This window comes from Larkinella punicea (genome assembly GCF_003334855.1).
Taxonomy (GTDB): domain Bacteria; phylum Bacteroidota; class Bacteroidia; order Cytophagales; family Spirosomataceae; genus Larkinella; species Larkinella punicea.
Map to the genome: position 1 here is coordinate 124,785 of NZ_QOWE01000015.1, position 23,164 is coordinate 147,948.

15 protein-coding genes are annotated in these 23,164 nt (G+C 52.7%); 5 read left to right on the plus strand and 10 right to left on the minus strand.

Translation table 11 applies throughout. The features are described from left to right. Nucleotides 1-8 precede the first annotated feature (8 nt). From DUE52_RS18660 to DUE52_RS18675, 4 genes are all read left to right on the plus strand, one after another. On the plus strand, nucleotides 9-1,577 hold the full coding sequence (locus tag DUE52_RS18660; protein ID WP_114407551.1) for a RagB/SusD family nutrient uptake outer membrane protein: 1,569 nt from the start codon (nucleotides 9-11) through the stop codon (nucleotides 1,575-1,577). A gap of 167 nt (nucleotides 1,578-1,744) precedes the next feature. Further along, the gene (locus tag DUE52_RS18665; protein ID WP_114407552.1) at nucleotides 1,745-5,053 is read left to right on the plus strand and encodes a VCBS repeat-containing protein; all 3,309 of its coding nucleotides are present in this window, start codon (nucleotides 1,745-1,747) and stop codon (nucleotides 5,051-5,053) included. A 108-nt stretch (nucleotides 5,054-5,161) separates the two neighbouring features. Beyond that, entirely contained in the window at nucleotides 5,162-7,933 is a 2,772-nt protein-coding gene (locus DUE52_RS18670) for a DUF1553 domain-containing protein (protein ID WP_114407553.1), read from the plus strand. Between the two features lies 1 nt (nucleotide 7,934). Then, nucleotides 7,935-9,449: a DUF1501 domain-containing protein gene (locus tag DUE52_RS18675; RefSeq protein WP_114407554.1), complete on the plus strand. Its 1,515-nt coding sequence runs from the start codon at nucleotides 7,935-7,937 to the stop codon at nucleotides 9,447-9,449. Here DUE52_RS18675 and DUE52_RS18680 read toward each other — a convergent pair. The 5 genes from DUE52_RS18680 to mutL all read right to left on the minus strand — a co-directional run bounded on the left by DUE52_RS18680 (nucleotide 9,436) and on the right by mutL (nucleotide 16,770). After that, the gene (locus DUE52_RS18680) at nucleotides 9,436-10,728 is read right to left on the minus strand and encodes an aspartate kinase (RefSeq protein WP_114407555.1); all 1,293 of its coding nucleotides are present in this window, start codon (nucleotides 10,726-10,728) and stop codon (nucleotides 9,436-9,438) included. The two genes, DUE52_RS18675 and DUE52_RS18680, sit on opposite strands and share 14 nt — an antisense overlap. Before the next feature lie 138 nt (nucleotides 10,729-10,866). After that, nucleotides 10,867-12,801, minus strand: a complete 1,935-nt coding sequence (gene dxs, locus DUE52_RS18685) for a 1-deoxy-D-xylulose-5-phosphate synthase (RefSeq protein WP_114407556.1) — start codon at nucleotides 12,799-12,801, stop codon at nucleotides 10,867-10,869. 285 nt (nucleotides 12,802-13,086) lie between these two features. After that, nucleotides 13,087-14,007, minus strand: a complete 921-nt coding sequence (locus DUE52_RS18690) for a rhomboid family intramembrane serine protease (RefSeq protein WP_114407557.1) — start codon at nucleotides 14,005-14,007, stop codon at nucleotides 13,087-13,089. Nucleotides 14,008-14,010: 3 nt separating this feature from the next. Then, complete coding sequence (locus DUE52_RS18695) at nucleotides 14,011-14,787, minus strand: rhomboid family intramembrane serine protease (protein ID WP_114407558.1); 777 nt, start codon at nucleotides 14,785-14,787, stop codon at nucleotides 14,011-14,013. 33 nt (nucleotides 14,788-14,820) lie between these two features. After that, the gene (gene mutL, locus DUE52_RS18700; protein WP_114407559.1) at nucleotides 14,821-16,770 is read right to left on the minus strand and encodes a DNA mismatch repair endonuclease MutL; all 1,950 of its coding nucleotides are present in this window, start codon (nucleotides 16,768-16,770) and stop codon (nucleotides 14,821-14,823) included. 260 nt (nucleotides 16,771-17,030) lie between these two features. Between mutL and DUE52_RS32455 the strand changes: the two genes are divergently transcribed. Further along, a complete protein-coding gene (locus DUE52_RS32455) occupies nucleotides 17,031-17,189 on the plus strand; it encodes a hypothetical protein (protein ID WP_165840968.1) in 159 nt (52 codons plus the stop codon). A gap of 117 nt (nucleotides 17,190-17,306) precedes the next feature. On the opposite strand, the gene DUE52_RS18705 is transcribed toward DUE52_RS32455, so the two are convergent. The 5 genes from DUE52_RS18705 to DUE52_RS18725 all read right to left on the minus strand — a co-directional run bounded on the left by DUE52_RS18705 (nucleotide 17,307) and on the right by DUE52_RS18725 (nucleotide 23,128). Further along, nucleotides 17,307-18,032: an RluA family pseudouridine synthase gene (locus DUE52_RS18705; RefSeq protein WP_114407560.1), complete on the minus strand. Its 726-nt coding sequence runs from the start codon at nucleotides 18,030-18,032 to the stop codon at nucleotides 17,307-17,309. A gap of 77 nt (nucleotides 18,033-18,109) precedes the next feature. Continuing rightward, nucleotides 18,110-18,928: a 3-methyl-2-oxobutanoate hydroxymethyltransferase gene (panB, locus tag DUE52_RS18710; protein WP_114407561.1), complete on the minus strand. Its 819-nt coding sequence runs from the start codon at nucleotides 18,926-18,928 to the stop codon at nucleotides 18,110-18,112. A 134-nt stretch (nucleotides 18,929-19,062) separates the two neighbouring features. After that, complete coding sequence (locus tag DUE52_RS18715) at nucleotides 19,063-20,454, minus strand: murein hydrolase activator EnvC family protein (protein WP_310587817.1); 1,392 nt, start codon at nucleotides 20,452-20,454, stop codon at nucleotides 19,063-19,065. Between the two features lie 72 nt (nucleotides 20,455-20,526). Continuing rightward, the gene (lolB1, locus tag DUE52_RS18720; protein WP_114407563.1) at nucleotides 20,527-21,378 is read right to left on the minus strand and encodes a lipoprotein insertase outer membrane protein LolB1; all 852 of its coding nucleotides are present in this window, start codon (nucleotides 21,376-21,378) and stop codon (nucleotides 20,527-20,529) included. After that, on the minus strand, nucleotides 21,371-23,128 hold the full coding sequence (locus DUE52_RS18725) for a tetratricopeptide repeat protein (protein WP_114407564.1): 1,758 nt from the start codon (nucleotides 23,126-23,128) through the stop codon (nucleotides 21,371-21,373). Before DUE52_RS18725 ends, lolB1 begins: the two co-directional genes overlap by 8 nt. Nucleotides 23,129-23,164: the final 36 nt, after the last annotated feature.

Genomic DNA, 23,164 nt, shown 5'->3' on the forward strand with positions numbered 1-23,164 from the left:
AAAGAGACATGAACCTGATTATTTCTTCCAAAGTCAAATCCCTGCTGATGCTGTCGGTCCTGGCCACAGGCCTCGGTTGCTCGGATCTCAAGGAAAACCCCGACTTCATCAATCCCGACACGTTTTATAAATCGGCTACGGAACTGGAACTGGGTGTCAACGGTATTTACGACGATCTGAACTCCGGCTATTCCGGCTATTTCTACGACCGCTACGTATTTGAGTGTTTGACAGGCGACCAGATCGGCTGGGAAAAAGGGCCGCTGCAATACAACCTGGGGAACGTCAGCTCGGCCGATGAGTACATTGAGGCTTACTGGTCAATCAGTTACCGTTCCATCAACCGAGCCAATGCGGTGATCGAAACCGCCGATGCGATGAACGACCCGGCCAACGACGCGCTGGTGAAACGCCTGAAGGGTGAAGCGCAGTTTCTGCGGGCGTTCTATTACTACGGTTTGCTGAGTTATTTCGACAATCCTCCGCTGACGACCAAATCGACCAAAGGCATTAGTGAATTGCCGTCGAACGCGGGCGGAAAACGCGCCGTGATCGACCAGATTTACGCCGATGCCAAAGCCGCTGCCGAAGCATTGCCCGCAGCTTATACCGGTGCCAACGCCGGACGGGCAACGAAATGGGCCGCCAAATCGATCCTGATGAAAGCCCAGCTTTGGGATGAAAAATGGGCCGACGCCAAAACCACCGCCGAAGACATTATCAACAACAGCGGTTTGCAGTTGTACGAAAACTTTGGATACAACTTCGATCTGGCCCACGAAAACCAGGGCGAACGGATTTTTGAAGGCCAGGTTTCGGCAGCCGCCAACGCCAGCGAGTGGAATGTGCACTCGGCCCACTTTAACCCGGAAGATTACCCGAGCGAACTGGGTGGAGCGGGCTGGAGCTGGCTGAGTGCCACGCAGGAGTTCCGGGCTTCGTACGACAGCAAGGACAAGCGCATCGATGCCACGTTCATCGAATCGTATCCAACGGGCCGCCTGGGCAAAGTCAATGGGCAATATCCCATTGTGAAATGGAGTCCGACGGCGGATTTCAACCTCTCCCGGTTTGGCGGGATTGTCAAAGCAGATGCCAATCCGGCCGACCCCAGTCAACTGGTTTTTGGCAAAGCGTGGGCGGGTAAGCTGGTGGAACTGGGTATCAACTACAACAATACCGAAAAGAACACCATCTACATTCGTCTGGCCGACATCCTGCTGGGCCATTCCGAAGCCTGCAACGAAAGCAATACGGGCGACAAGTTTATGGGAATCAACAAGGTACGTGCCCGCGCCGGTCTGACGGCCCTGAGCGGTTTGAGCCAATCGGCCTTGCGGGATGCGATTATCAAAGAGCGCGAGCAGGAGTTTGTGTTCGAACAGGTGATGTATCCGGAACTGCGTCGCAAAAGCAAACCGGGCGGACAGCCTGATTACCTGGGTGAGCGAATCAACCACTACATCACGAAATACAAAGTGGGCCGGACCCTCAAACCACGGGATTACGTGCTTCCACTCCCGCTGAAAGAAATGCAGGGAAATCCGAACGTGACGCAAAACCCGGTGTGGCAGTAATAGTTACCCCCAACCCTTTTTTCGCCCCCAACCCCCTAAAGGGGGCTAAAACATCCGGATTTTAAAGTCCCCTTTAGGGGGTTGGGGGCGAAAAAAGGTTGGAGGTGATCAAAAGAGGGCTTTCACGAGCCCTTTTTTGATTTCTGTTTTTTAGCGACCTTGCCTGTATGAAGTACCTATTCCTCTTGCCGGTTTTCCTGTGCATCCTGGCTTGCGAGCAAAAGCCGAAGACGCTGTTTACCACCTTGCCCGCTTCGCAAACCGGCGTCCATTTCCGGAATACCGTTACCGAAAACGACTCCTTTAACCTGGTCGATTATTATTACGTCTACAACGGCGGGGGCGTCGCTGTTGGTGATTTGAACAACGACAACCTGCCGGATTTGTACTTCACCGGCAACCAGGTGGGCGACCGGATGTATTGGAACACCACCAAACCCGGTTCGGATTCGCCCACCTTCGAGGACGTAACGGACAAGGCCGGTATTCAGAAAGGCGGCTGGTCAACAGGGGTGACGATGGCGGATGTGAACGCCGACGGCCTGCTGGATATTTACGTCTGCAAGTCCGGAAATTATGCCGGAAGCCGCCGGAAAAATCAGCTCTACATCAACAAAGGGAATTTTCAGTTTGAAGAAAGCGCCGAACGCTACGGTCTGGCCGACACCAGTTATACCAACCAGGCTACGTTTTTCGACTTCGACAAAGACGGCGATCTGGACGTTTTTCTGCTGACCAGCACCAATCTAATCCGCAATCCGAATCAGGTGACGCCGGTCATTGCCGACGGTTCCGGGTTGGCCAACGACAAACTGTTCCGCAACGATTCGGATGCGTCGGGACCCCGGTTTACGGAGGTGACGAAAGCCGCCGGTATTCTGCACGACGGTTTCGGGCTGGGACTCACAATCGCCGATTTCAACCAGGACGGCTGGGAGGACATTTACGTCGCCAACGACTTTCTGGCGAACGATTTTCTGTATGTCAACAACCAGAACGGGACCTTCAGTGAAGTCAGTAAATCGTATTTCAAGCACCACAGCCAGTTTTCGATGGGCTGCGATGCCGCGGACATCAACAACGACGGTTTGCCGGATCTGGTCGTAGCCGACATGCTGCCCGCCGACAACGAGCAGCGCAAAAAAATGGCGGGACCGGCTAATTATCAGCAATTTGAAAGCATTACCCGCCAGGGCTATCACCCGCAGTTTATGCGGAATATGTTGCAGGTGAACGGCGGAAAAGCCGCCGACGGTCGGATGGTTTTCTCCGAAATCGGGCAGTTCGCCGGGGTTTCGGCCACCGACTGGAGCTGGTCGCCCTTGCTGGCCGATCTGGACAACGACGGCTGGCGGGATTTGGTCATCACGAATGGCTATCTGCGCGACATTACCGATCTGGATTTTGTGTCATTCAACGATTCCTTCGCGCAGGGAAACCGCACACCCGAAGAAATTAATGCGTATCTGCGGCAGGGTGCGCCCAAAATGCCGAGCATCAAAAAAGCCAACCGGTTTTTCCGAAACCGTCGCGATCTGACCTTTGATGATGTGACGGCCAACTGGTTTGGCTCGGAAACCTCCCTGTCGAATGGTTCGGCCTACGCCGATCTGGACCACGACGGTGATCTGGATTTGATTGTCAACAACATCAACCAGGATGCGTATATCCTGCAAAACAATACCGCCAACTCGCATTACCTGCAACTGAAATTACAAGGCCCGAAACAGAACCGGTTCGGACTGGGCGCGGATGTGACACTCTACAGCAACGGGTTGACGCAAACGCATCATCAGGCCGTTACACGGGGGTATCAATCGTCGGTCGATTACATCATTCATTTTGGCCTTGGTACGAATAAAACCGTTGATTCTCTGCGAATTATCTGGTCAGATGGCAAGTCGCAGACGATGAAAAAACCGGGCATCGACCGGCTTTTAACACTGAATTATCAACAAGCTTCAACGACCGTTCGGCAGCCGGAAAACCGTCCGTCAACCTTGATGACGGACATCACCCGAACATCCGGGATTCAGTTTACCCATCAGGAAGAGTCCTATCTGGATTATAATCAGGAACCGCTTTTGCCGCACAAACTCTCGCAACAAGGCCCGAAACTGGCGGCTGGCGATGTCAATGGCGACGGTCTGGAAGATTTGTTCGTGGGCGGTTCGTTCCGGCACTACGGAAAATTGCTGATCCAGACATCGGCGGGGCGGTTTATCGAAAAACCGTATACCGATGAATCGTTGCCGAAAGACGAGGAGGATGTAGGAGCGCTGCTGTTCGATGCGGATGGCGACGGCGACAAGGATCTGTACATCGTCAGCGGTTCTAATGAATATTACGACGGTTCGGAATACTATCAGGACCGGCTGTATCTCAACGACGGAAAAGGCAAGTTTACGGCGGCAACCGACCGACTGCCAGCCATCCGGCACAGCGGCTCGTGCGTGCTGGCGGTGGATGTGGACAAAGACGGTGATCTTGATCTGTTCCGGGGTGGACGACTGAAGGCGTTGCAATATCCGCTGCCCGGTGAGAGCTATTTATTGATCAACGATGGCGGACGGTTTCGGGATGCGACGGACGAATTAGCCCCCACTCTGCGAAATGTCGGTATGGTGACCGATGCGGTCTGGGCCGACATCGACCGGGATTCGTGGCCGGATCTGGTCGTGGTGGGCGAAATGATGCCAATTACGGTTTTCAAAAACAACCGGGGGAAGTTTGCTCAGGTCTCTTTTGACGCGCTAAAGGGTTCGGAAGGGTTCTGGAATTGCATTCGTTCCGGCGATTTTGACCACGACGGCGATCTTGATTTTGTGATTGGCAATCTGGGGTTGAACAGCCGCTACCGGGTGTTGCCCAGCCAGCCCATGCGCGTTTACGCGGGTGATTACGACAATAACGGTCGGCTCGACGCCATTGCCACGTATTATTTAGACGGCATCGAATACCCGATTGCGTCCCGCGACGAGCTGGGTCGGCAGTTGCCGCTCATCAAAAAGCAGTTCACGAATTACGCCCTGTACGCCAAAGCCAAAGTCACCGACCTGCTGACGCCCGAGCGGCAGAAAATCAGTACGGTTTTGCAGGCCTGCTGGCAGCAAAGTGTGTTGCTGGAAAATACTGGCGGCAGTTTCCGCATCAAACCGTTGCCAGCCCTGGCCCAGTGGGCACCCATCCAGAGTTTGCTGGTGGAAGACATCGATCAGGACGGTCATCTCGACGTGCTGGCGGTCGGAAATGCGTATGATGCCGAGTCGGTAGCCGGACAATACGATGCGATGACAGGACTCGTGCTGAAAGGCGATGGTAAAGGCGGTTTTCAGCCGATCCTGTTTCCGCAAAGCGGTTTTCTGGCGGACGGTGACTGCAAATTCATCGTTGGAATCAACAGCCCGACCCAGCGGCTGATTGTGGTGTCGGTCAACAATGGCCCTTTGAAGGTCTTTCAGCCCCGGAAGAAATAAGGCGGAAACCGTAAAATTATCCATGTAAAGCAAAATTTGCTCCATTCCGATTAGGATTATGGCTAACTAAATTTGTGTAGAACCAATACCGCCCAGTTGGGGCCGCGTATGAACACAAAAGTAATCGTCGTCAGTGGAGCCGTGGTGGGAGTAGGCTTGCTGCTCTCGTCCTTTCTGGGCTGGTTCGAGGAGCGCGTCGACTTCAACACCCAGGTTAAACCGCTGCTGAATAAAAACTGCATTGCCTGCCACGGGGGCGTCAAAAAGGCCGGGGGATTTTCCGTCTTGTTTCGGCACGAAGCCGTTGCACCGACGAAATCGGGCAAACCCGCCATCGTGCCCGGTGATGCCGACGCCAGCGAAATGATCCGCCGATTGACGCTGACCGATCACGACGACCGTATGCCGCTGGATGCGCCCCCCCTGAAACCCGAAGAAATTGAAACCCTCCGCAACTGGATCGATCAGGGTGCCGAATGGGGAGATCACTGGGCTTATACCCGCATCGAAAAACCGGAAATTCCTCAAATTGGTACGTTCTGGAGCCGCTTGGGATTAGCCAAAAATGACGAAACCAACTGGGTCAAAAATGAGATTGATCCGTTTATACTCGAAAAACTCCGGGGCCAATCGCTGAAACCGTCACCGGAAACCGACCGCGCCACGCTCATCCGGCGCGTTTCCCTCGACCTGACCGGTTTGCCGCCCACGCAGCAGGAAGTGGCTGATTTTGTGAAGGATCAATCACCAAATGCGTACGAAAAAGTGGTGGACCGGCTTCTGGCTTCACCCGCCTACGGTGAACGCTGGACGGCGCTCTGGCTCGATCTGGCACGGTATGCCGATTCGAAAGGCTACGAAAAAGATACCGAACGAAAAATCTGGCGGTACCGCGACTGGGTCATCAAGGCTTTCAATCAGGATATGCCGTATAACCAGTTCACGATCGAGCAACTGGCGGGAGATTTGCTCCCGAATCCAACGGATGACCAGTTTATTGCGACCGGTTTTCACCGCAACACGATGACCAACGACGAGGGCGGCACGCAGGACGAAGAATTCCGGGTTGCTGCGGTGCTGGATCGGGTAAACACGACCTGGGACGTGTTTCAGGGAACGACGTTTGCCTGTGTGCAGTGCCACAGCCATCCCTACGACCCGTTTGTTCACGATGAATATTACAAGTACCTGGCCTTTTTCAACAACACCCGCGACGAGGACGTTCAGACCGATACACCGACCCTGCGGTTTTTCAAGGATCAGGATTCGGTGAAGGTGGCCGAGTTGAAAAACTGGGTGGCGTCACACACGAAGCAGCCCCAGCCGGTGCAGGAACTGGTGAATTTTGTCCGGCTGACCGAGCCTAAAATCAATTCACACGATTTCGATCAGTACGTCAACGCGTCGCTGCTGGATGCCAAGTTTTTCGGCGTACAGCACGGCGGATCGGCGCGGATCAAAAACGTCAACCTGAACGGAACCAACCGCCTGATTATGGCGATTGGAACAAATGCCGAAAAGGCGGTTTTGACGCTCCATCAGGACAGCCCGACGGGTCCGACGCTGCTGACGATTCCTGTACCCAAAACCGGGAGTCAGTGGCGTGATACCGTGATGATTTATCCAATGCCGACGGTTTCGGGGCGTCATCATGTGTATCTGACGATGGACAGCCCGAAACAACCGAAGGATTGGACGATGATTAAATGGGTGTCGTTTCGGCCTGCTTTGCCGGGAACCTCGGCAACGGTTTTGGGCGAAATAGATCACAAACTTCAGGCGGTGTTGAACGCCAAACCGGAATCGACGCCGGTTTTGTTCGAAGGAAAAGGCGATTTTGCCCGGAAAACGCACGTGTTCGACCGGGGCAACTGGCTCGTAAAAGGAAAACCGGTGCAAGCCGATGTTCCTAAATCACTGCCGCCCTTGCCCACTGATTCAAACGGAAAACCGGTTCCCCGAAACCGCCTGGGACTCGCGCTGTGGATGGTGAATCGGGATCATCCACTAACCGCGCGGGTAGCCGTCAACCGTTTCTGGGAACAGCTTTTCGGAACCGGGCTGGCCGAAACCGTGGAAGATATGGGAACGCAGGGCATTCCGCCCACCCACCGGGAATTGCTGGACTATCTGGCGACTGAATTCATGGAAACCGATCACTGGTCGGTGAAACGCCTGCTGAAACGCATGGTAACATCAGCCACCTACCGTCAGCGTTCGGAGGCTTCGGCAGACTTGGTCGCGAAAGATCCATTCAACCGCTGGCTGGCCCGTGGTCCCCGCGTACGACTAACGGCCGAACAGGTCCGTGACCAGGCGCTGGCAACCAGCGGTTTGCTGAGTTCGAAACGGTTTGGCCCGAGTGTAAAACCGTCGCAACCCGAAGGCATCTGGCAGTCGCCCTACAACGGCGAGAGCTGGAAACTGAGCGAAGGCGAAGACCGCCACCGCCGGGCGTTATACACCTACTGGAAACGAACGTCGCCGTATCCGTCGATGATCACCTTCGACAGTCCAAGCCGGGAGTTTTGTCAGGTCCGGCGCATTCGGACGAACACGCCTTTGCAGGCACTCGTTACCCTAAACGATCCGGTTTTTGTCGAATCGGCTCAGACGCTGGCGGCTATGATGCAGAAACACGGAAAAACCGCCGACCAACAAATTCAGGCCGGTTTTCGGCAAGTCATGCAGCGGAATCCGGCCCCTCAAAAATTGGCTGTGCTAGTGAAGTTGTATCAAAAAGCGGAGACCTATTACCAACAGCATCCCATCGACGCGCAGAAGTTACTGGCCCAGAAAGACGCCACTCCGCAGTTGGCGGCTTTGACGATTACCGCCAATACCATGCTCAACCTGGATGAAGTGATTACCAAAGAATAATATGAAAAAGCTCATCGACGAACTACAACAGGCGGCTGTCCAACGCGAAACCCGGCGGCATTTTTTGCATACGTGTTCCACCGGTTTGGGTGCCATGGCACTGGGTTCCGTCCTGGCTAGCTGTGATTTTTTGGGGAAATCCGACGAGAAAGGTTCCTCCGTAACCAGTGCGCAACCGCTGGGCAACGACGACCGCTCCCCGACGGCGGTGCGTCCGGCGCAGTTTCCGGGAAAAGCCAAACGGGTGATTTACATCCATATGGCGGGTTCGCCCTCGCAACTTGAACTGTTCGATTATAAACCGGAACTGGCGAAATACAACGGCAAAGACTGTCCGCAGGAATTGCTGACGGGAAAGAAATTTGCCTTCATCCGGGGCGTTCCCAAAATGCTGGGGCCGCAGGGGAAGTTTGCCCAACACGGTCAGTCGGGAGCCTGGGTTTCCGATTATTTGCCACATTTGCAGGGTATGGTGGACGAAATTACGTTTCTGAAAGCCATGCACACCGACCAGTTCAACCACGCTCCGGCACAGTTACTGATGCACACGGGAGCCGCCCGGTTGGGACGCCCCAGTATGGGTTCGTGGGTGACCTACGGTTTGGGAACGGAAAATGACAATTTACCCGGTTACATCGTGCTGGCGTCCGGGGGCAAACAACCCGATGCCGGGAAGTCGGTCTGGGGCAGCGGTTTTCTGCCGTCGGTGTATCAGGGCGTTCAGTGCCGGACGGAAGGCGACCCGGTTTTGTACGTTTCTAACCCGGATGGGATGTCGCGGGATATGCGGAAAAACACCATCGATGCCATTTCGGAAATCAATCAGCAACAATACAACGACGTAAAAGATCCGGAAATTCTGACCCGCATTGCGCAGTATGAACTGGCGTTCCGGATGCAGATGTCGGTGCCGGATGCGATGGATATCAAAGGCGAACCGCAGTACATGCTCGATCTGTACGGCGTTGACCCGAACAAAGGCTCGTTTGCCCGGAACTGTTTGCTGGCCCGGCGGCTGGTGGAGCGCGGGGTGCGTTTTGTACAGTTGTTCGACTGGGGCTGGGATTCACACGGTACGGACACGAGTACGGCCATCGATCTGGGACTCCACGACAAATGCCGGCAATCGGATCAGGCCGTAGCAGCTCTGCTCCAGGATCTGAAACAGCGCGGTTTACTGGACGACACGCTCGTGGTCTGGGGTGGCGAATTTGGCCGGACGCCGATGCAGGAAAACCGCGATGGTCAGACATTGCCGTTCATGGGCCGCGATCATCACCTGGATGCGTTTACGGTCTGGATGGCGGGTGGTGGCGTCAAACGCGGTTTTTCGTTCGGCGAAACAGATGACATCGGCTATTACGGCGTGAAGGATCAGGTACACGTCCACGATTTACAGGCGACGATTCTTCATTTGCTGGGGTTCAATCACGAAAAACTCACGTACCAGTTCCAGGGTCGCCCTTTCCGCCTGACCGATGTGGCCGGAAAGGTGGTAAAACCTATTCTGGCGTAAGTTCCGGGGTCGGGCTACGGGCTTCGTCTTTCACCACCAGTTGCACGGTATACCGGCTTTTCTGTTCCAGCAACAGCTTTTTATGGACCAAAACCCGGTCGATGGTTTTCTCGTCGTAGTGCCGAATGGTGATAAGTTCCAGCCCCTCGTTGTAGGTAATCCGAAAGTTTTCCTGCAAATGGGGCATCAGACGGGCCAACCGCTCCGGCCGGTGGTCGACCACGACGGAAAAGCTGATGGCGGTATTTTGCATCAGGTTAATTTTCACGCCATATTCCGCAAAATGCCCGAAAATTTTACTCAGATTTTCTTCCGCAATAAACGAAAAGTCTTTCGGATGTAATGAAATCAGCGTCTGGTTCATCTTGAAAATGAACGACGGAACGGGCAGGTGCTTCTCAAAATGGCCAATGACCGTTCCGGGCTCCTGCGGTTGTAGAAACGACCGGACGTACAACGGAATGTTCTTATTCTGCAACGGTTTGATGGTTTTCGGGTGAATAACCGTCGCGCCGTAATAGGCCAGTTCGATGGCATCCTGATAGGTCAACTGGTCGATTTTGACGGTTTCGTCGAACCATTTCGGATCGGCGTTCAAAACGCCCGGCACATCTTTCCAGATCGTAACGCGCTCAGCATTCAGGCAATAGGCAAAAATAGCCGCTGTATAATCCGAACCATCCCGGCCCAGGGTCGTGGTGTAGCCTTCGCCTGTGTTGCCAATAAACCCCTGCGTGATCATAACGCTGGTTTCGATCAGATCGGCGAGGGTGTCCGTAATGTGTTCACCGGTTCGCTCCCAGTCTACCTTGCCTTCGCGGTAGGTATCATCCGTTCGGATCAACCGCCGGGCATCCACCCAGTAGGAGTCCAAACCGGATTGGTTCAGGTGGGCATTGAGAATGCGGGTCGAGAGCAGTTCACCAAAGGAAACCAGTTGGTCGTATACTTTATCCGCATTGGGTTCCGGCTCCTCGGCAAGCAGGGTTTCTACGTCGGAAAACAGCTCGTAGACGCCTTCAAAAGGTTCGCGGTTATCACCAGCCAAGTTATCGATCACTTGTTCGTGACGCGCCCGGACGTGCTGCCAGATCGTGTCTTTGGCCGCTTCCCGGCCAAGATAGGCCCAGGTCAGCTTCTCCAGTTCATTCGTGGTTTCACCCATTGCCGACACCACCACCACCAGTTGCTTCGGTGGCTGCTGTTGAATGATTCCGGCCACGTTGCGAATTCCCTGCGCATCTTTCACCGATGCCCCGCCGAATTTAAATACCTGCATTGTTACAAAGTAGAAATGAATATGAACGTGGCCGGATTACCGCTGCGATTGAAGAGAGGAGGCCGGTTGTTTTCCGCACCCATCCATCGGTTCAATCGCACTGGTAACCCGGCCACGTTGCTGAGTAAGGGTTATCGGTTAAGCAGTAATGATGCGCTCGGCATAGGTTAGTTCCCGGACGGCATCGGCAATTCCTTTCGGATCGAAACCACATTCGCGGTGAAGGTCGATCTGTTCGCCGTGTTCGATCACCGCGTCCGGAATGCCCAGCCGCTTCACGCGGGCCACGTAGCCGTGGTCGGTCATGAATTCGATCACCGCACTGCCAAAACCGCCCATCACGCAGCCGTCTTCAACGGTGACTACTTTGTCGTAACGCTGGAATACTTCGTGCAGCATCACTTCGTCGAGCGGTTTTACAAACCGCATATCGTAGTGGGCCGGGTGAATCATCTCGGTTTCGAGGAGATCACAGGCGGTTGTCACGTAGTTTCCGATGGGGCCAATGGTCAGAATGGCGACGCCTTTTCCGTCCCGGATTTTGCGGCCTTTTCCCACTTCGATCTGCTCGAGGGGAGTCCGCCAGTTGGGCATCACGCCTTCGCCCCGCGGATAACGGATGGTAAAAGCCTGTTTTCCCTGTTGAATGGTATCCGACTGGGCCGTAAACATCAGGTTGCGCAGTTCCTGCTCATTCATCGGGCTGGCCACAATCATGTTTGGAATGCAGCGCATAAACGACAAATCGTAGGCTCCGTGGTGCGTTGGCCCATCGGCACCGGCAAAACCGGCCCGGTCGAGGCAGAAAATAACCGGCAGTTCCTGAATGCAGACGTCATGAATCACCTGATCGTAGGCCCGCTGCATGAACGTGGAGTAGATATTGCAGAAAACCACCTGTCCCTGCGTGGCCATGCCCGCCGAAAAGGTAACGGCATGTTGTTCGGCAATACCGACATCGAAAGCCCGGTCCGGGATGGCTTTCATCATGATATTGAGCGACGACCCCGACGGCATGGCGGGCGTTACGCCCACAATTTTCTCGTTCACTTCGGCCAGTTCAACCAGCGTGTTCCCGAAAACATCCTGGTATTTAGGCGGTTGTGGTTTGTCGTAGACTTTCTTTTTGATTTCGCCCGTTACCTTGTCGAACAAACCCGGCGCGTGCCACTTGGTCTGGTCTTTTTCGGCAGGGCCGTATCCTTTGCCTTTTACCGTCAGACAGTGTAGCAGTTTGGGGCCGGGAATGTCTTTCAGGTCGTTCATTACGCTCACCAGATGATCGATGTCGTGGCCGTCGATGGGGCCAAAATACCGCAGGTTCAACGATTCGAACAGGTTGCTCTGGTGAAGCAGCGACGCTTTCAGGCCCGTTTCAATTTTAGAAACAATGTCCTGTGCGCTTTTCCCGAAATTGCTCATCTTGCCCAACAAATTCCAGACTTCGTCCTTCATTTTGTTGTAGGTCGGCGAGGTGGTAATGTCCGTCAGGTATTCGCGCAATGCACCCACATTAGGGTCGATGGACATGCAGTTGTCATTCAGCACAATGAGCAGATCGGCTTCGGTTGCGCCGGCGTGGTTCATGCCTTCAAAAGCCAAACCGGCCGTCATCGCACCGTCGCCAATGACAGCGATGTGATGACGTTTGGGATGGTTTTGTAGCTGCGAGGCAACCGCCATACCCAGGGCCGCCGAAATCGACGTTGAAGAGTGGCCAACGCCAAAAGAATCATATGGGCTTTCCTTCCGTTTCGGAAAACCGGAGAGCCCTTTATAAAACCGATTGGTATGAAAAGTATCCCGTCGTCCGGTCAGAATTTTGTGGCCATACGCCTGATGCCCGACGTCCCAGACCAATTGATCATCCGGTGTGTTGAAAACGTAATGCAGGGCTACCGTCAATTCGACAACGCCCAGACTGGCCCCAAAGTGGCCTCCATATACCGATACATTATCGACAATGAATTGCCGTAGCTCGGCACAGACTTGTGGAAGATCGGTTTGATTCAGATTACGGAGGTCGTCCGGACTGTCAATCTTGGCGAGTAGCCTGCCGGGTGTGATCAACATAGTAGGTTGGATGCTATAGAATGTTTTTCATAAACTACGTGTGGTAACAAACTGTTTCACAGCGTTCATTCATGAAATGAGTATCAGGCAAAAGTACAAAAAAAATACAAACTGCACAGTGATTGCCCAGATTCCGGACAAATGGCTTACAGAATTGATACAGGGTCAAAAAGCACGCTAAAATCGGGTTCCAGCGTGCTTTCAACTAAAGTTTATCGAACAGTATGTATTCTTTCCCTCTAAAAACCGTCACCGAAAATTCGCGAGAAAAATACAATTTAGATTCTATCCACGCTGGCTCGCCCGGAAAAGTTTCTGTTTCTCTTCACGAGTCAGGCTTTCATAACCGGAACGGGATATTTTATCCAGAATCGCGTCAATTTCGTCCTGATCCGGCATCGCAACCGCCGAAGGAGACGACGGAGCCGCGTAAGCTCCGGTGCTCAGGCTGGCACTACTGCGCTGACGGTAAGACACTTTAACCGGCGGTTTTTTCCGAAACAGGCTTTGCCAGCCGTCCATCACCCAATAAATGGGTTGCCCCAGATCCGTTCCATTCTGAAGCATTTTGATGAACAGAAATCCGACCAAAGCGCCCCCCAAATGGGAAAGATCGCCCCCGGCATTCGGACCAATGGACCGGGCCAGCGACAGAACAATGTAGAAGAAGGCAATGTATTTGATCCGAACCGGACCAAAAAACAGCAGATGAAACGTATAGTTCGGCAGCAGTGTCGACGCTCCGACTGCCACGGAAAAAGCCGCAGCCGACGCGCCCAGCATCCGGGAGTCGCCCACCTGCTCCTGAAAATAGGGGAGGAGGTTGTAGATAGCCATATAGGCCAGACCGCCCGCCAAACCGCCCAGCATATAGAGCGCCACCAGCCGGCGATTCCCCAGGTATTCGTCGATCAACCGGCCAAACCAGTACAGGAAGAGCATGTTGAACAGAATGTGAAAGACGTCTTCGTGGGTGAAGAAGTACGTAATCATCGTCCACGGCTTCGTGATGAAGGTTCCCAGGGCAGCCGGTAACCGCAGTTGATCGACAATCAGATTGTAGACTCCCGACATTTCTGCCAGCGTCAGAATGACTTTCAGGATCAACAGCAGCAGAAAGACAATGGTATTAACAAGAATCAACTGCACCAACGTGTTGTTGGGCTTGTTGAATTCGCTCCGGAAGTCATCTAACAGTCCACTCATTACTCAATAAAAATTATTTCGTTGCTTCCCCCAATATTTCACCAATATAAAAGCAAACAGCATACCGCCAATATGAGCAAAATGCGCCACATTGTCGGACTGTGCCCGATAAATGCCCGAATACAATTCATACGCACCATAAAACGCCACCAGGTATTTCGCCTTGATGGGTATCGGTGGAAATAAAAGGAAAAGTTCGGTATTTGGGAATAATAATCCAAATGCCATCAAGATTCCAAAAATCGCTCCCGACGCCCCAACCATCGGTACCGCCAATTGCTGCTCATAATACGTTTGAATCAGTTGCACGGCCCCTCTTCGATACGCCGGGTCCGTTGGGTTGTCTTCAAACACGCGTAAAAAATTATCCCCCTGACTCAACAGGCCCCGATCCGACAAAAATAACTCCAGCGACTCGGGCGTTGGGTTGCTTTGAAAAACAGCCACTGCATCTCGTAACTGGCTGGCTTCAAAATAGTTTATGCCCAGAAATAATAATCCGGCTCCAACGCCGGTAATAAAGTAAAAAATCGTAAACCGTTTGCTCCCCCAAACCTGCTCAAGCATCGGGCCAAAGAAAAATAAACCCAGCATATTACTGAAAATGTGCCCAAAATCAGCATGCAGAAACATGTAGGTTACAAACTGGTGGGGTGCAAAGGCCGGTGAAAGAAACGAATAGAGTCCAAACGTACTGATCAGATCGATTCCCAACGCTTTTACAATAAACAAACCAACATTAATGAGCAACAGCGTCCTGACGACCGGCGTAAGATTCATAAAATTGTAACGTTTTCTTGCATAATAACCATATCAGGACCGAAATAATCCCGCTAATTTATCTAACGCCAATACCGTCGTAATCGGTTCACCACCGGGCGTATAGGATGGGTTTGATGACGCAATTAATTGATCGACCAGAGCCCGTTGTTCCGGTTCGGCCAGTTGCTTCTGGTGCCGCGCAGCCGACCGCCGGGCCAGCGAACGGGCAAGGACTTCGGCCCGCTCCAGTTTCAACCGCCCCGTATCTTCGCGGAGTTGCGCCAGCAGGTTGGCAAACAGTTCTTCTTCATTCTCGCCTACCGAAAGCGCCGGAACGCCCCGGATCATAAAGGCATTCTGCCCGATTTCGTCGAACAGAAATCCCAGACTCGTCAAATCGTCGCGCAGTTCGAGTGCCAGGTTGTAATCGACCGGCATCACCGTCACCGTTTTCGGAAACAGCAGTTGCTGCGACACGCCGTTGCGCTTGGTCAGTGCGGCCTGGTATTGATCATACAACACCCGTTCGTAGGCCCGGCGCTGGTCGATCACCAGCATACCGGCCTGAACAGACGTTACCAGATAGCGGTTGTGTACCTGAAGAATGGGACCAGCCCCTTCCAGAGCAACCGCTGACGTAATGAGTTTGTTCACCCGACTTCCCAGCGTTACCGACTCGATTTCGGCCTGCGAATCGGCTGATGCGTTGTTTTCAAACAGATTCTGCGCTTCAGTCGCCGGGGTTTCATTGGTTTCCAGCCCTTCAAACAACGCCTGCCAATTGGCGGCCGACTTGCGTGGAAAGTCAAAACTGGTGGCCGCTTTGTGTTCAGCCGGTTCGGTCGACCAGGCGGGTGACATTGGTCGCAGGGGCGACCGGCTTTGAGCATCCGACTGGCCACTTCCGTTTCCCACTTGTACTTCAGACGTACGACGGGGGGCCGGGGTCACAGGCAGGAAGTTCACATTGGAATCAAAATCGAGCGAAGGGGTCAAATTATAGACGCCAACGGCCTTCCGAACAGCCGCCATGACGATGGCATACACCGAGCGTTCATCGTCGAACTTGATTTCGGTTTTGGTAGGATGGATGTTGATGTCGATGTGCGACGGGTCAATTTCGATAAACAGGACGTAGAAAGGATGAAAACCGTCCTGAATCGTTCCTTCATAGGCACCCACGACGGCATGATGCAGGTAGTTGTGCTTGACGAAGCGCGAATTGACAAAGAAAAACTGTTCTCCCCGCGTTTTGCGGGCAAATTCGGGTTTGCCGATATACCCCCGGACGTTCACATACGGCGTTTCTTCTTCGCAGAAAGCCAGTTGTTCGCGGTATTGCTTTCCAAATAAATCGACAATCCGGCGGCTCAGCTTTCCGGCCTGCAGGTTGTAGACTTCCGAATCGTTGTGATACAGTGAAAAGGCCACCTCCGGATGGGCCAGCGCGACACGCTGGAATTCATCCAGAATATGCCGCATTTCTACCGAGTTGGTTTTCAGGAAATTGCGCCGGGCCGGCACATTAAAGAATAAGTTTTTTACCAGAATATTCGTTCCCGGCAAACACGAAACCGTCTCCTGGGTTTTCAGTTCGGAGCCTTCCATCCGGATAAGCGTTCCCAACTCGTCGTTGGTGCGGGATGCGTCGGACCGTCTGGTGCGCAGTTCAACCTGGGCAATGGCGGCAATGGATGCCAGGGCTTCGCCCCGAAAACCCATCGTTCGGATGCGAAACAGATCGTCGGACGAACGGATTTTTGAGGTAGCGTGCCGTTCAAAGCTCATCCGGGCATCGGTTTCCGACATCCCAATGCCATCATCTATAATCTGAATCAGTGTTTTCCCGGCGTCCCGTATAATAATTTGTACGGTTTTTGCTTGGGCATCTACTGAGTTTTCCAGTAATTCTTTGACCACTGATGCCGGGCGTTGCACCACTTCCCCTGCCGCAATCTGATTGGCAATCGAATCCGGTAACAGTTGAATAATATTCAACATTTTGTATTTATCTACTATTTCAAATCCTTAATGGAAGAACAAATTACTATTTTTCCACGACATACGGAAAAGCAATCAGACCAGCTTTTGTAATTTAGTAAATCTTTTTTTTTGAATGTTTGTTATAGAAATAATTCAAGAGTAATTTTGAATATAAGCAGAAACCAAACGTTTCTTTCTTTGAATACAGTACAATAGAAATAGGGGTTTTAATACCTTGCGTTCCGTTAAAAGTGGCACCCTTTTACCCAAATACCGAGATGAAGAAGGTCAAATTGAACATGATTTTGCACTGGGTTGTTTTCTTCCCCATTATTCTGCCTTTATGTATGATTTTTGGCGCTTTTCAGGGAGCGATTCAGATGGCAGACAAAGTGCTCAACCAGTTTTGGTCTGATGTAGCACCCACCGTTGAATAAACGATTTGTAAACCCCATTTTCCGGCTCGAAGACCGGTTTTTCTTCGTCCAAATAGCTACGCCATTTTAACGAATTGTAGGATGATTCTACGTTGGCCTTTCCGCTGACCGAAGTGATCAATAAATGAAATCCAGGTTTTTATCCTTGTAATCTTCCGGATCAAGCGCTAAAAACTCTTCCCAAAATGGACTGTTTGGAACCCCGGCTTTACAGATCAGGGGTTCTTTTTTGATGGGATGAACAAAATAAAGCCGTCTGGCATGTAAATTGATGCTGCTGTCCTGATTTGGCCGCGGGAAGCCGTACTTGATGTCTCCCCGAATCGGACAGCCCATACTCGCCAATTGCACCCGAATCTGGTGCGGCCGACCCGTAATCGGATTGACTTCCAGCAAATAATGATCGTTGATTTTTCCGAGTAACCGGTACGTCAATTCGGCCTTTTGCGAACCCGGCACTTCGTCGTCATAGGCTTTTACGGTATTCGTCGCTTCGTCTTTGAGCAGAAAATGGGTCAGCCGGCCTTTCTCCTCCCGGGGTTTTCGCCCCACCACAGCCCAATAGGTTTTCTGAACCTGCCGTTTCCGGAAGATTTCGTTCATCCGTTCCAGCGCCTTCGACGTCCGGGCAAACACCACCAGCCCACTCACGGGCCGGTCGAGCCGGTGAACGGTTCCCAGAAACACATCGCCGGGTTTATCGTATTTTTTCTTGATGTAACTTTTTATCATATCAAGCAGTGGCACATCGCGGGTTTTATCCGCCTGCACCAACACACCCGGCTCTTTATTGACCACAATCAGGTGGTTATCTTCGTAGACAACGACGTATTTCTGTTTCATTCGTTTGGAACGGTTTTTCAAACCGTCTTTTGTGCTTTCCTGATAAGCCGGGCTTCATGGGCCGACCGTTCGTTCGGCTAGTAGGCTTCTTCTTTACTCGGAAACTCACGGTCTTTCACATCGTCGACATAATGCCCGATGGCCTGCGTAATCACGCCGTGTAGATCGGCATACCGACGCAGGAAACGCGGTTTGAATTCTTTGTTAATGCCCAGCAGGTCGTGCAACACCAGAATCTGGCCATCAGCATCCGGCCCGGCCCCAATGCCGATCGTCGGAATGGTCAGACTTTCTGAAACCTGTTTGGTTAAGGTGGCCGGAATTTTCTCCAGAACGACGGCAAAGCAGCCAATGTCTTCCAGCATTTTCGCGTCTTCCAACAGTTTTTGGGCTTCGGTTTCTTCCTTCGCCCGAACGGCATAGGTCCCGAATTTATAGATCGACTGCGGGGTCAAACCCAGGTGACCCATCACGGGAACGCCCGCGCTCAGAACCCGGATAATCGACTCCCGAACCTCCAGACCGCCTTCCATTTTCACCGAATGCGCACCCGATTCTTTCATGATCCGGATGGCCGACCGCAGGGCTTCCGATGAATTCCCCTGGTAGGAACCAAACGGCAAATCGACCACGACCAGCGCCCGCTTCACGGCCCGAACCACCGAGGTAGCGTGGTAGATCATCTGGTCCAGCGTAATCGGCAGGGTCGTTTCGTGGCCAGCCATCACGTTGGAGGCCGAATCACCCACCAGGATGATTTCGACACCGGCGGCATCAACCAATCGCGCCAGTGAATAGTCATAGGCAGTCAATGCCGAAATTTTCTCTCCCTTGCTTTTCAGCTCCTGAATAACATGGGTAGTGATCCGTTTGATGTCGGGGTTATGAACAGACATTCCTTAGGTAAACCGTTTATAATAGTCAGTGAGCAGGATTTAGCAGGCAATCTACGGGTATTCGTAGGTAATAAAACCACGATGACGGCAAAATGATTCTACAGCGGGTAAACGGTTTGCAGTTTACGTTAAAATCAACGGTCGATCAGCCAGGATTCGGGGTTCATCCGGCTGGTGCTTTTCCAGACCTGGAACTGCACTTCCGCCACGCCATCCTTGTCGGTGGCCACCACGCCAATCACTTCGCGGGCTTTGACGCGCTGCCCCACCTGCACCGATACGCTTTTCAGTTTGGCGTAAACCGTGTAATAATCCCCGTGCTGAACGGCCACGATGTTGTGCATTCCGGTTACGTAGGTCGTATACTGAACAATCCCGTCATAAACCGCCCTCACCACCTCGCCGGGACTGGTCTGAATATCGATGCCGGGGTTATCCTGCATGACGCCTTTCAAAACCGGGTGCGGTTTTACGCCGTAATGATCCGAAATGAAGCCCCGCGTGACGGGCCAGGGCAGCCGGTTTTTGGAAGAAGCAAAAGAAGACGCCAGAGCCGCTTCTTCGTCATTTAGCAAATTATTTCGGCGCTCATCGGGCTTGCGGGCGGTTCGTTCCGACGCTTCTGCGGCCGATTCGGTGGCCTTTGGTTCAACGGCTTTCGGTTCAGCCGTCTCCGGTTCGTCCGATTCTGCTGCGGCAGCGGCCCGTTCAGCTTTGGCTTTAGCTGCGGCTACCGCAGCGGCTTTTTCACGGGCAATGCGCTCGCGTTCGGCTTTTAAGCGGGCCAGACGCGCCAGGCGTTCCCGCTCTTCCCGTTCGCGAATCTCCCGGCGAATCATTTCCGTAATGGCCGATTCCAGCCGGTTGACGGCCTTGCGACTTTCGGCCAGTTCGGTCCGCAAGTCCTGTTCTTTCTCACTCAGTTCCTCGGCAACCCGGTTTTTCTCATCCTTCAGCCCTTCCAGACGCTTCGATTCGTTGACCTGCACGGCCAGTGTCCCTTGCTGCTGTTTCTTTTTACGCTCGACGTCCTGCTGCTTTGTAAGCATCTCCTGCCGTACTTTCTCCATCTGCCGCACCTGTCCCTGCCGGGCTTCAGAATATTGCTGGAGGTATTTGTACCGCGCCACCAGTTGATTAAAGTTTTCGGCTGAAAACAGAAAGCCCAGCGGATTGACCTGCTGCCGGCGTTTGTCGGCGGCATAAATCATTTCACCGTATTCCTTTTTGAGTTTTTCCAGGTTGTTCTGCAACTGGTTGGAAGTCCGGCGCAGTTCCTGAATTTCGGACGTCATCAGCTTGACATCTTCCGTCAGCAGGTTGATCTGTTTGGATTGGGCCGCAATTTCCTGATTCAGCGCTTTCAGTTGGCCGAGGGTCGCCTGTTTCTGCGAAGAAGTTTTTTTCAGAATCGTCCGGATCTGCGAGACCTTCTCGATGTTCTGCTTTTTCTCTTTTTCTAACTGCTGACGACTCCGCTGCTGGGCCATTACGCTCCCGCCAGCCAGCCAGCATAGGGTAAGCACAAGGATCAATTCCCTCCAATCGGTAGCCCGAACCACTCTGTACTTCATAAGCATCTTGCAATACCGGGGCAGTTACGGTCTCCGCTGGTATTTTGGCGGAATGCTGAACGGAAAGCCCGGATTTTTATCGGTAAGCTCTACTTTATTGTGTCGTATTCGTAAGACGGTCTGGTATGGTTGACCGTCGTTTTTGGATTTGTAATCGACGGTTACCAGACTGGTGTACGGAAACAGAAAATTATTCAATACCGTGAAGTCTTCATAATCCAATGTCAGCGAATTCTTGGTGGGTTGCTCCACCACCAGCAGTTTTTTCAGCTTCCGGTTTTCTTCTCCAATGTAGTTGTCGACCATCACCTTGCCTTCGCGCTGCCGCAACAGGAGGTAGTCCTTCTCGTTTTTAACCCGTTGGGCCGGTTCCTGGGGCAGTGGCAGATTTCCGATCAGCAGCGACTGGATCAGCCCGAAAGTGAGGTTGAAATTAAACCGCTGACTCAATGACGCGTAATCATACACAGAATATTCGCGGTGAATGCGATCCATAATCACCACGGAATCTTTCGTAATCAGCGCCCGTGCGACTTCAACCCCAACACCCGACACCGACAACCAGATCAGGCTGTCTTTATCAATACGGAGGTTTACGTTGGCGTTGTTGATATCCTGGTCTTTGCTTTTGAACGAAACCTTCGATTTGGCCGTCAGGTAAGCGAAATCAACCTGGTCGACGGTTGCCTTGGGGTCAACGGAAGACACGACCGGGGCGATGGCAATCGTATCGGTACGGATTGGGGTTTGGGCTTGCACGGAAACCGTATCGGCTGTGGGCGAAGGAGGGGCGTTGCGGAACAGTCTCCGCCGACGACATCCTTCCGATGTACACAGCATGATGACGCACAAAAGTCCAATAAGGTATTTACTCATAAATTTTTCCGGTTGCAATTTTCTTGTCCAACCGCTCGGTCGTTTCGCCTTTTAGTTTGGCCCGTTTCCACTGTTCAATTGCCTTGTCGTGCTCGCCAAGCTGGTACAACACGTCTCCGTAGTGTTCGATAATCGTCCCACTCACGTTCGGATCGGCCTGAATGGCTTTTTCGAGGAATGTCCGGGCCTTGACGTAGTCTTTCATGACGTACAAAACCCAGGCGTAGGTGTCCAGATAGGTCGCGTTAGTCTGGTTTTTTTCAACCAGTCGCTCCGACATTTGCAGTGCCAGCGGCAATTTTTCTTTCCGCAGGGACAAAAAATAGCTGTAGTTATTCAAAACGTGATCGTTGTCCGGGTCTTCTTTCAACACCAGTTCGTAGGCTTCGTCCGACTTCTGGTGGTCGCCCATGCCGTTGTAGACATCGCCCAACTGCGCATTCACGCTTTTCATCAGCTCGGCGTTGGTGGCCGAAAGCCGCCGGGTTTCCTCGTAGGCTTCAATGGCTTCTTTATACCGTTTCTTGAAATAGTTAGCGGATCCGTTAAACGCCCAGATGACGCCCTGATTCGGGAATAATTCCAGCGCCTGTTCGGAGTGAACCAACATGCTGTCCATCTGATTCAGTTCACCGTCGAGTTGCAGAATGGCCCCCCAGACTTCATATGTGGCTTTGTCCAGACGGGCGGCTTTGACGTAATAATCCCGGGCCTCGGCTTTTTTACCCTGTTGCACCAGCAAGTCGGCATAAATGGCCTGTGAACGGGCGTCTTTGGGATGAGCCGTTGCCAGTTCTCTGGCCAGTTTCACGGCACTCTGTCTCGCTTTTTCGTCTTTACCAACCACGCCGATGTAACTTGATAAAATCCGCGCTTTAATATCGGCTTCCAGGTTCGGATTCGAAAAGACCTTGTCAAGTTCCTGGCTGCATTTTTCCAAATCACCCTGCTTGCGGTACAGATCGGCCAGCATGACGTGGGCCTGGGGCAAATCCGTGTTGACTTTCAACGCCCGCTGGAGCCAGTCCACCGCCTGATCGTTCCGGTCGTTGGCAATCAGCAATTCTGCCCCTTCGAGCAGGTAGTCGGTTTCACCGGGTTCAGAAGCCACCAGTTTTTCAGCTTCCTGAATGGCTTTTTCCACTTTATTCTGCTTCAGGTAAATCCGCTGTTTCTGCCGGATGATTTCTTCGTTCAGGCCGGTGGCCTTCTCAACCTTGTCGTACATGTCGAGGGCCTTGTCCGGTTTTTCGTCGAACAGGTAAATGGCCGCCAGTTCAACGCCGTATTCGATGTTATCGGGGCTTTTTTTGATCAGCTCTTCATACAGATTTTCGGCGTCGGCGTAGCGTTTCTGCTTCACCAGCAGTTCGGCTAGTTGCAGCACATAGTATTTATTGGTGCCTTTATCCAACTGAACGGCTTTCTGGGCGAAAGGAAGGGCCTCTTCCGGCTTGCTCAGTTTCATCAGGGCCGTTGCGGCTGCGTAGTTGGCTGCCGGGTTTTCGGGATCAAGCTGGATAACTTTCTGGAATTGCGGTACTGCTTTGGCCGGTTCGTCCATCATCATGAACTTCATCCCTTCCGTAAACAGGGATTCCTCCACGCCCCGAACGCCCTCTTTCGGCTTCTGCTGTTCCTTTTCCTTGGATTTACGTTGTGCCTCAGCGGGTGTGATGCTCCACACCATCAGGCAACCGATACCGGCAACCAGCCATTTCCGCCAATTGGGTTTTACCAGATAGTGCATCTGTATGAGTTACTTAAATGAATTGAACGACTCTGA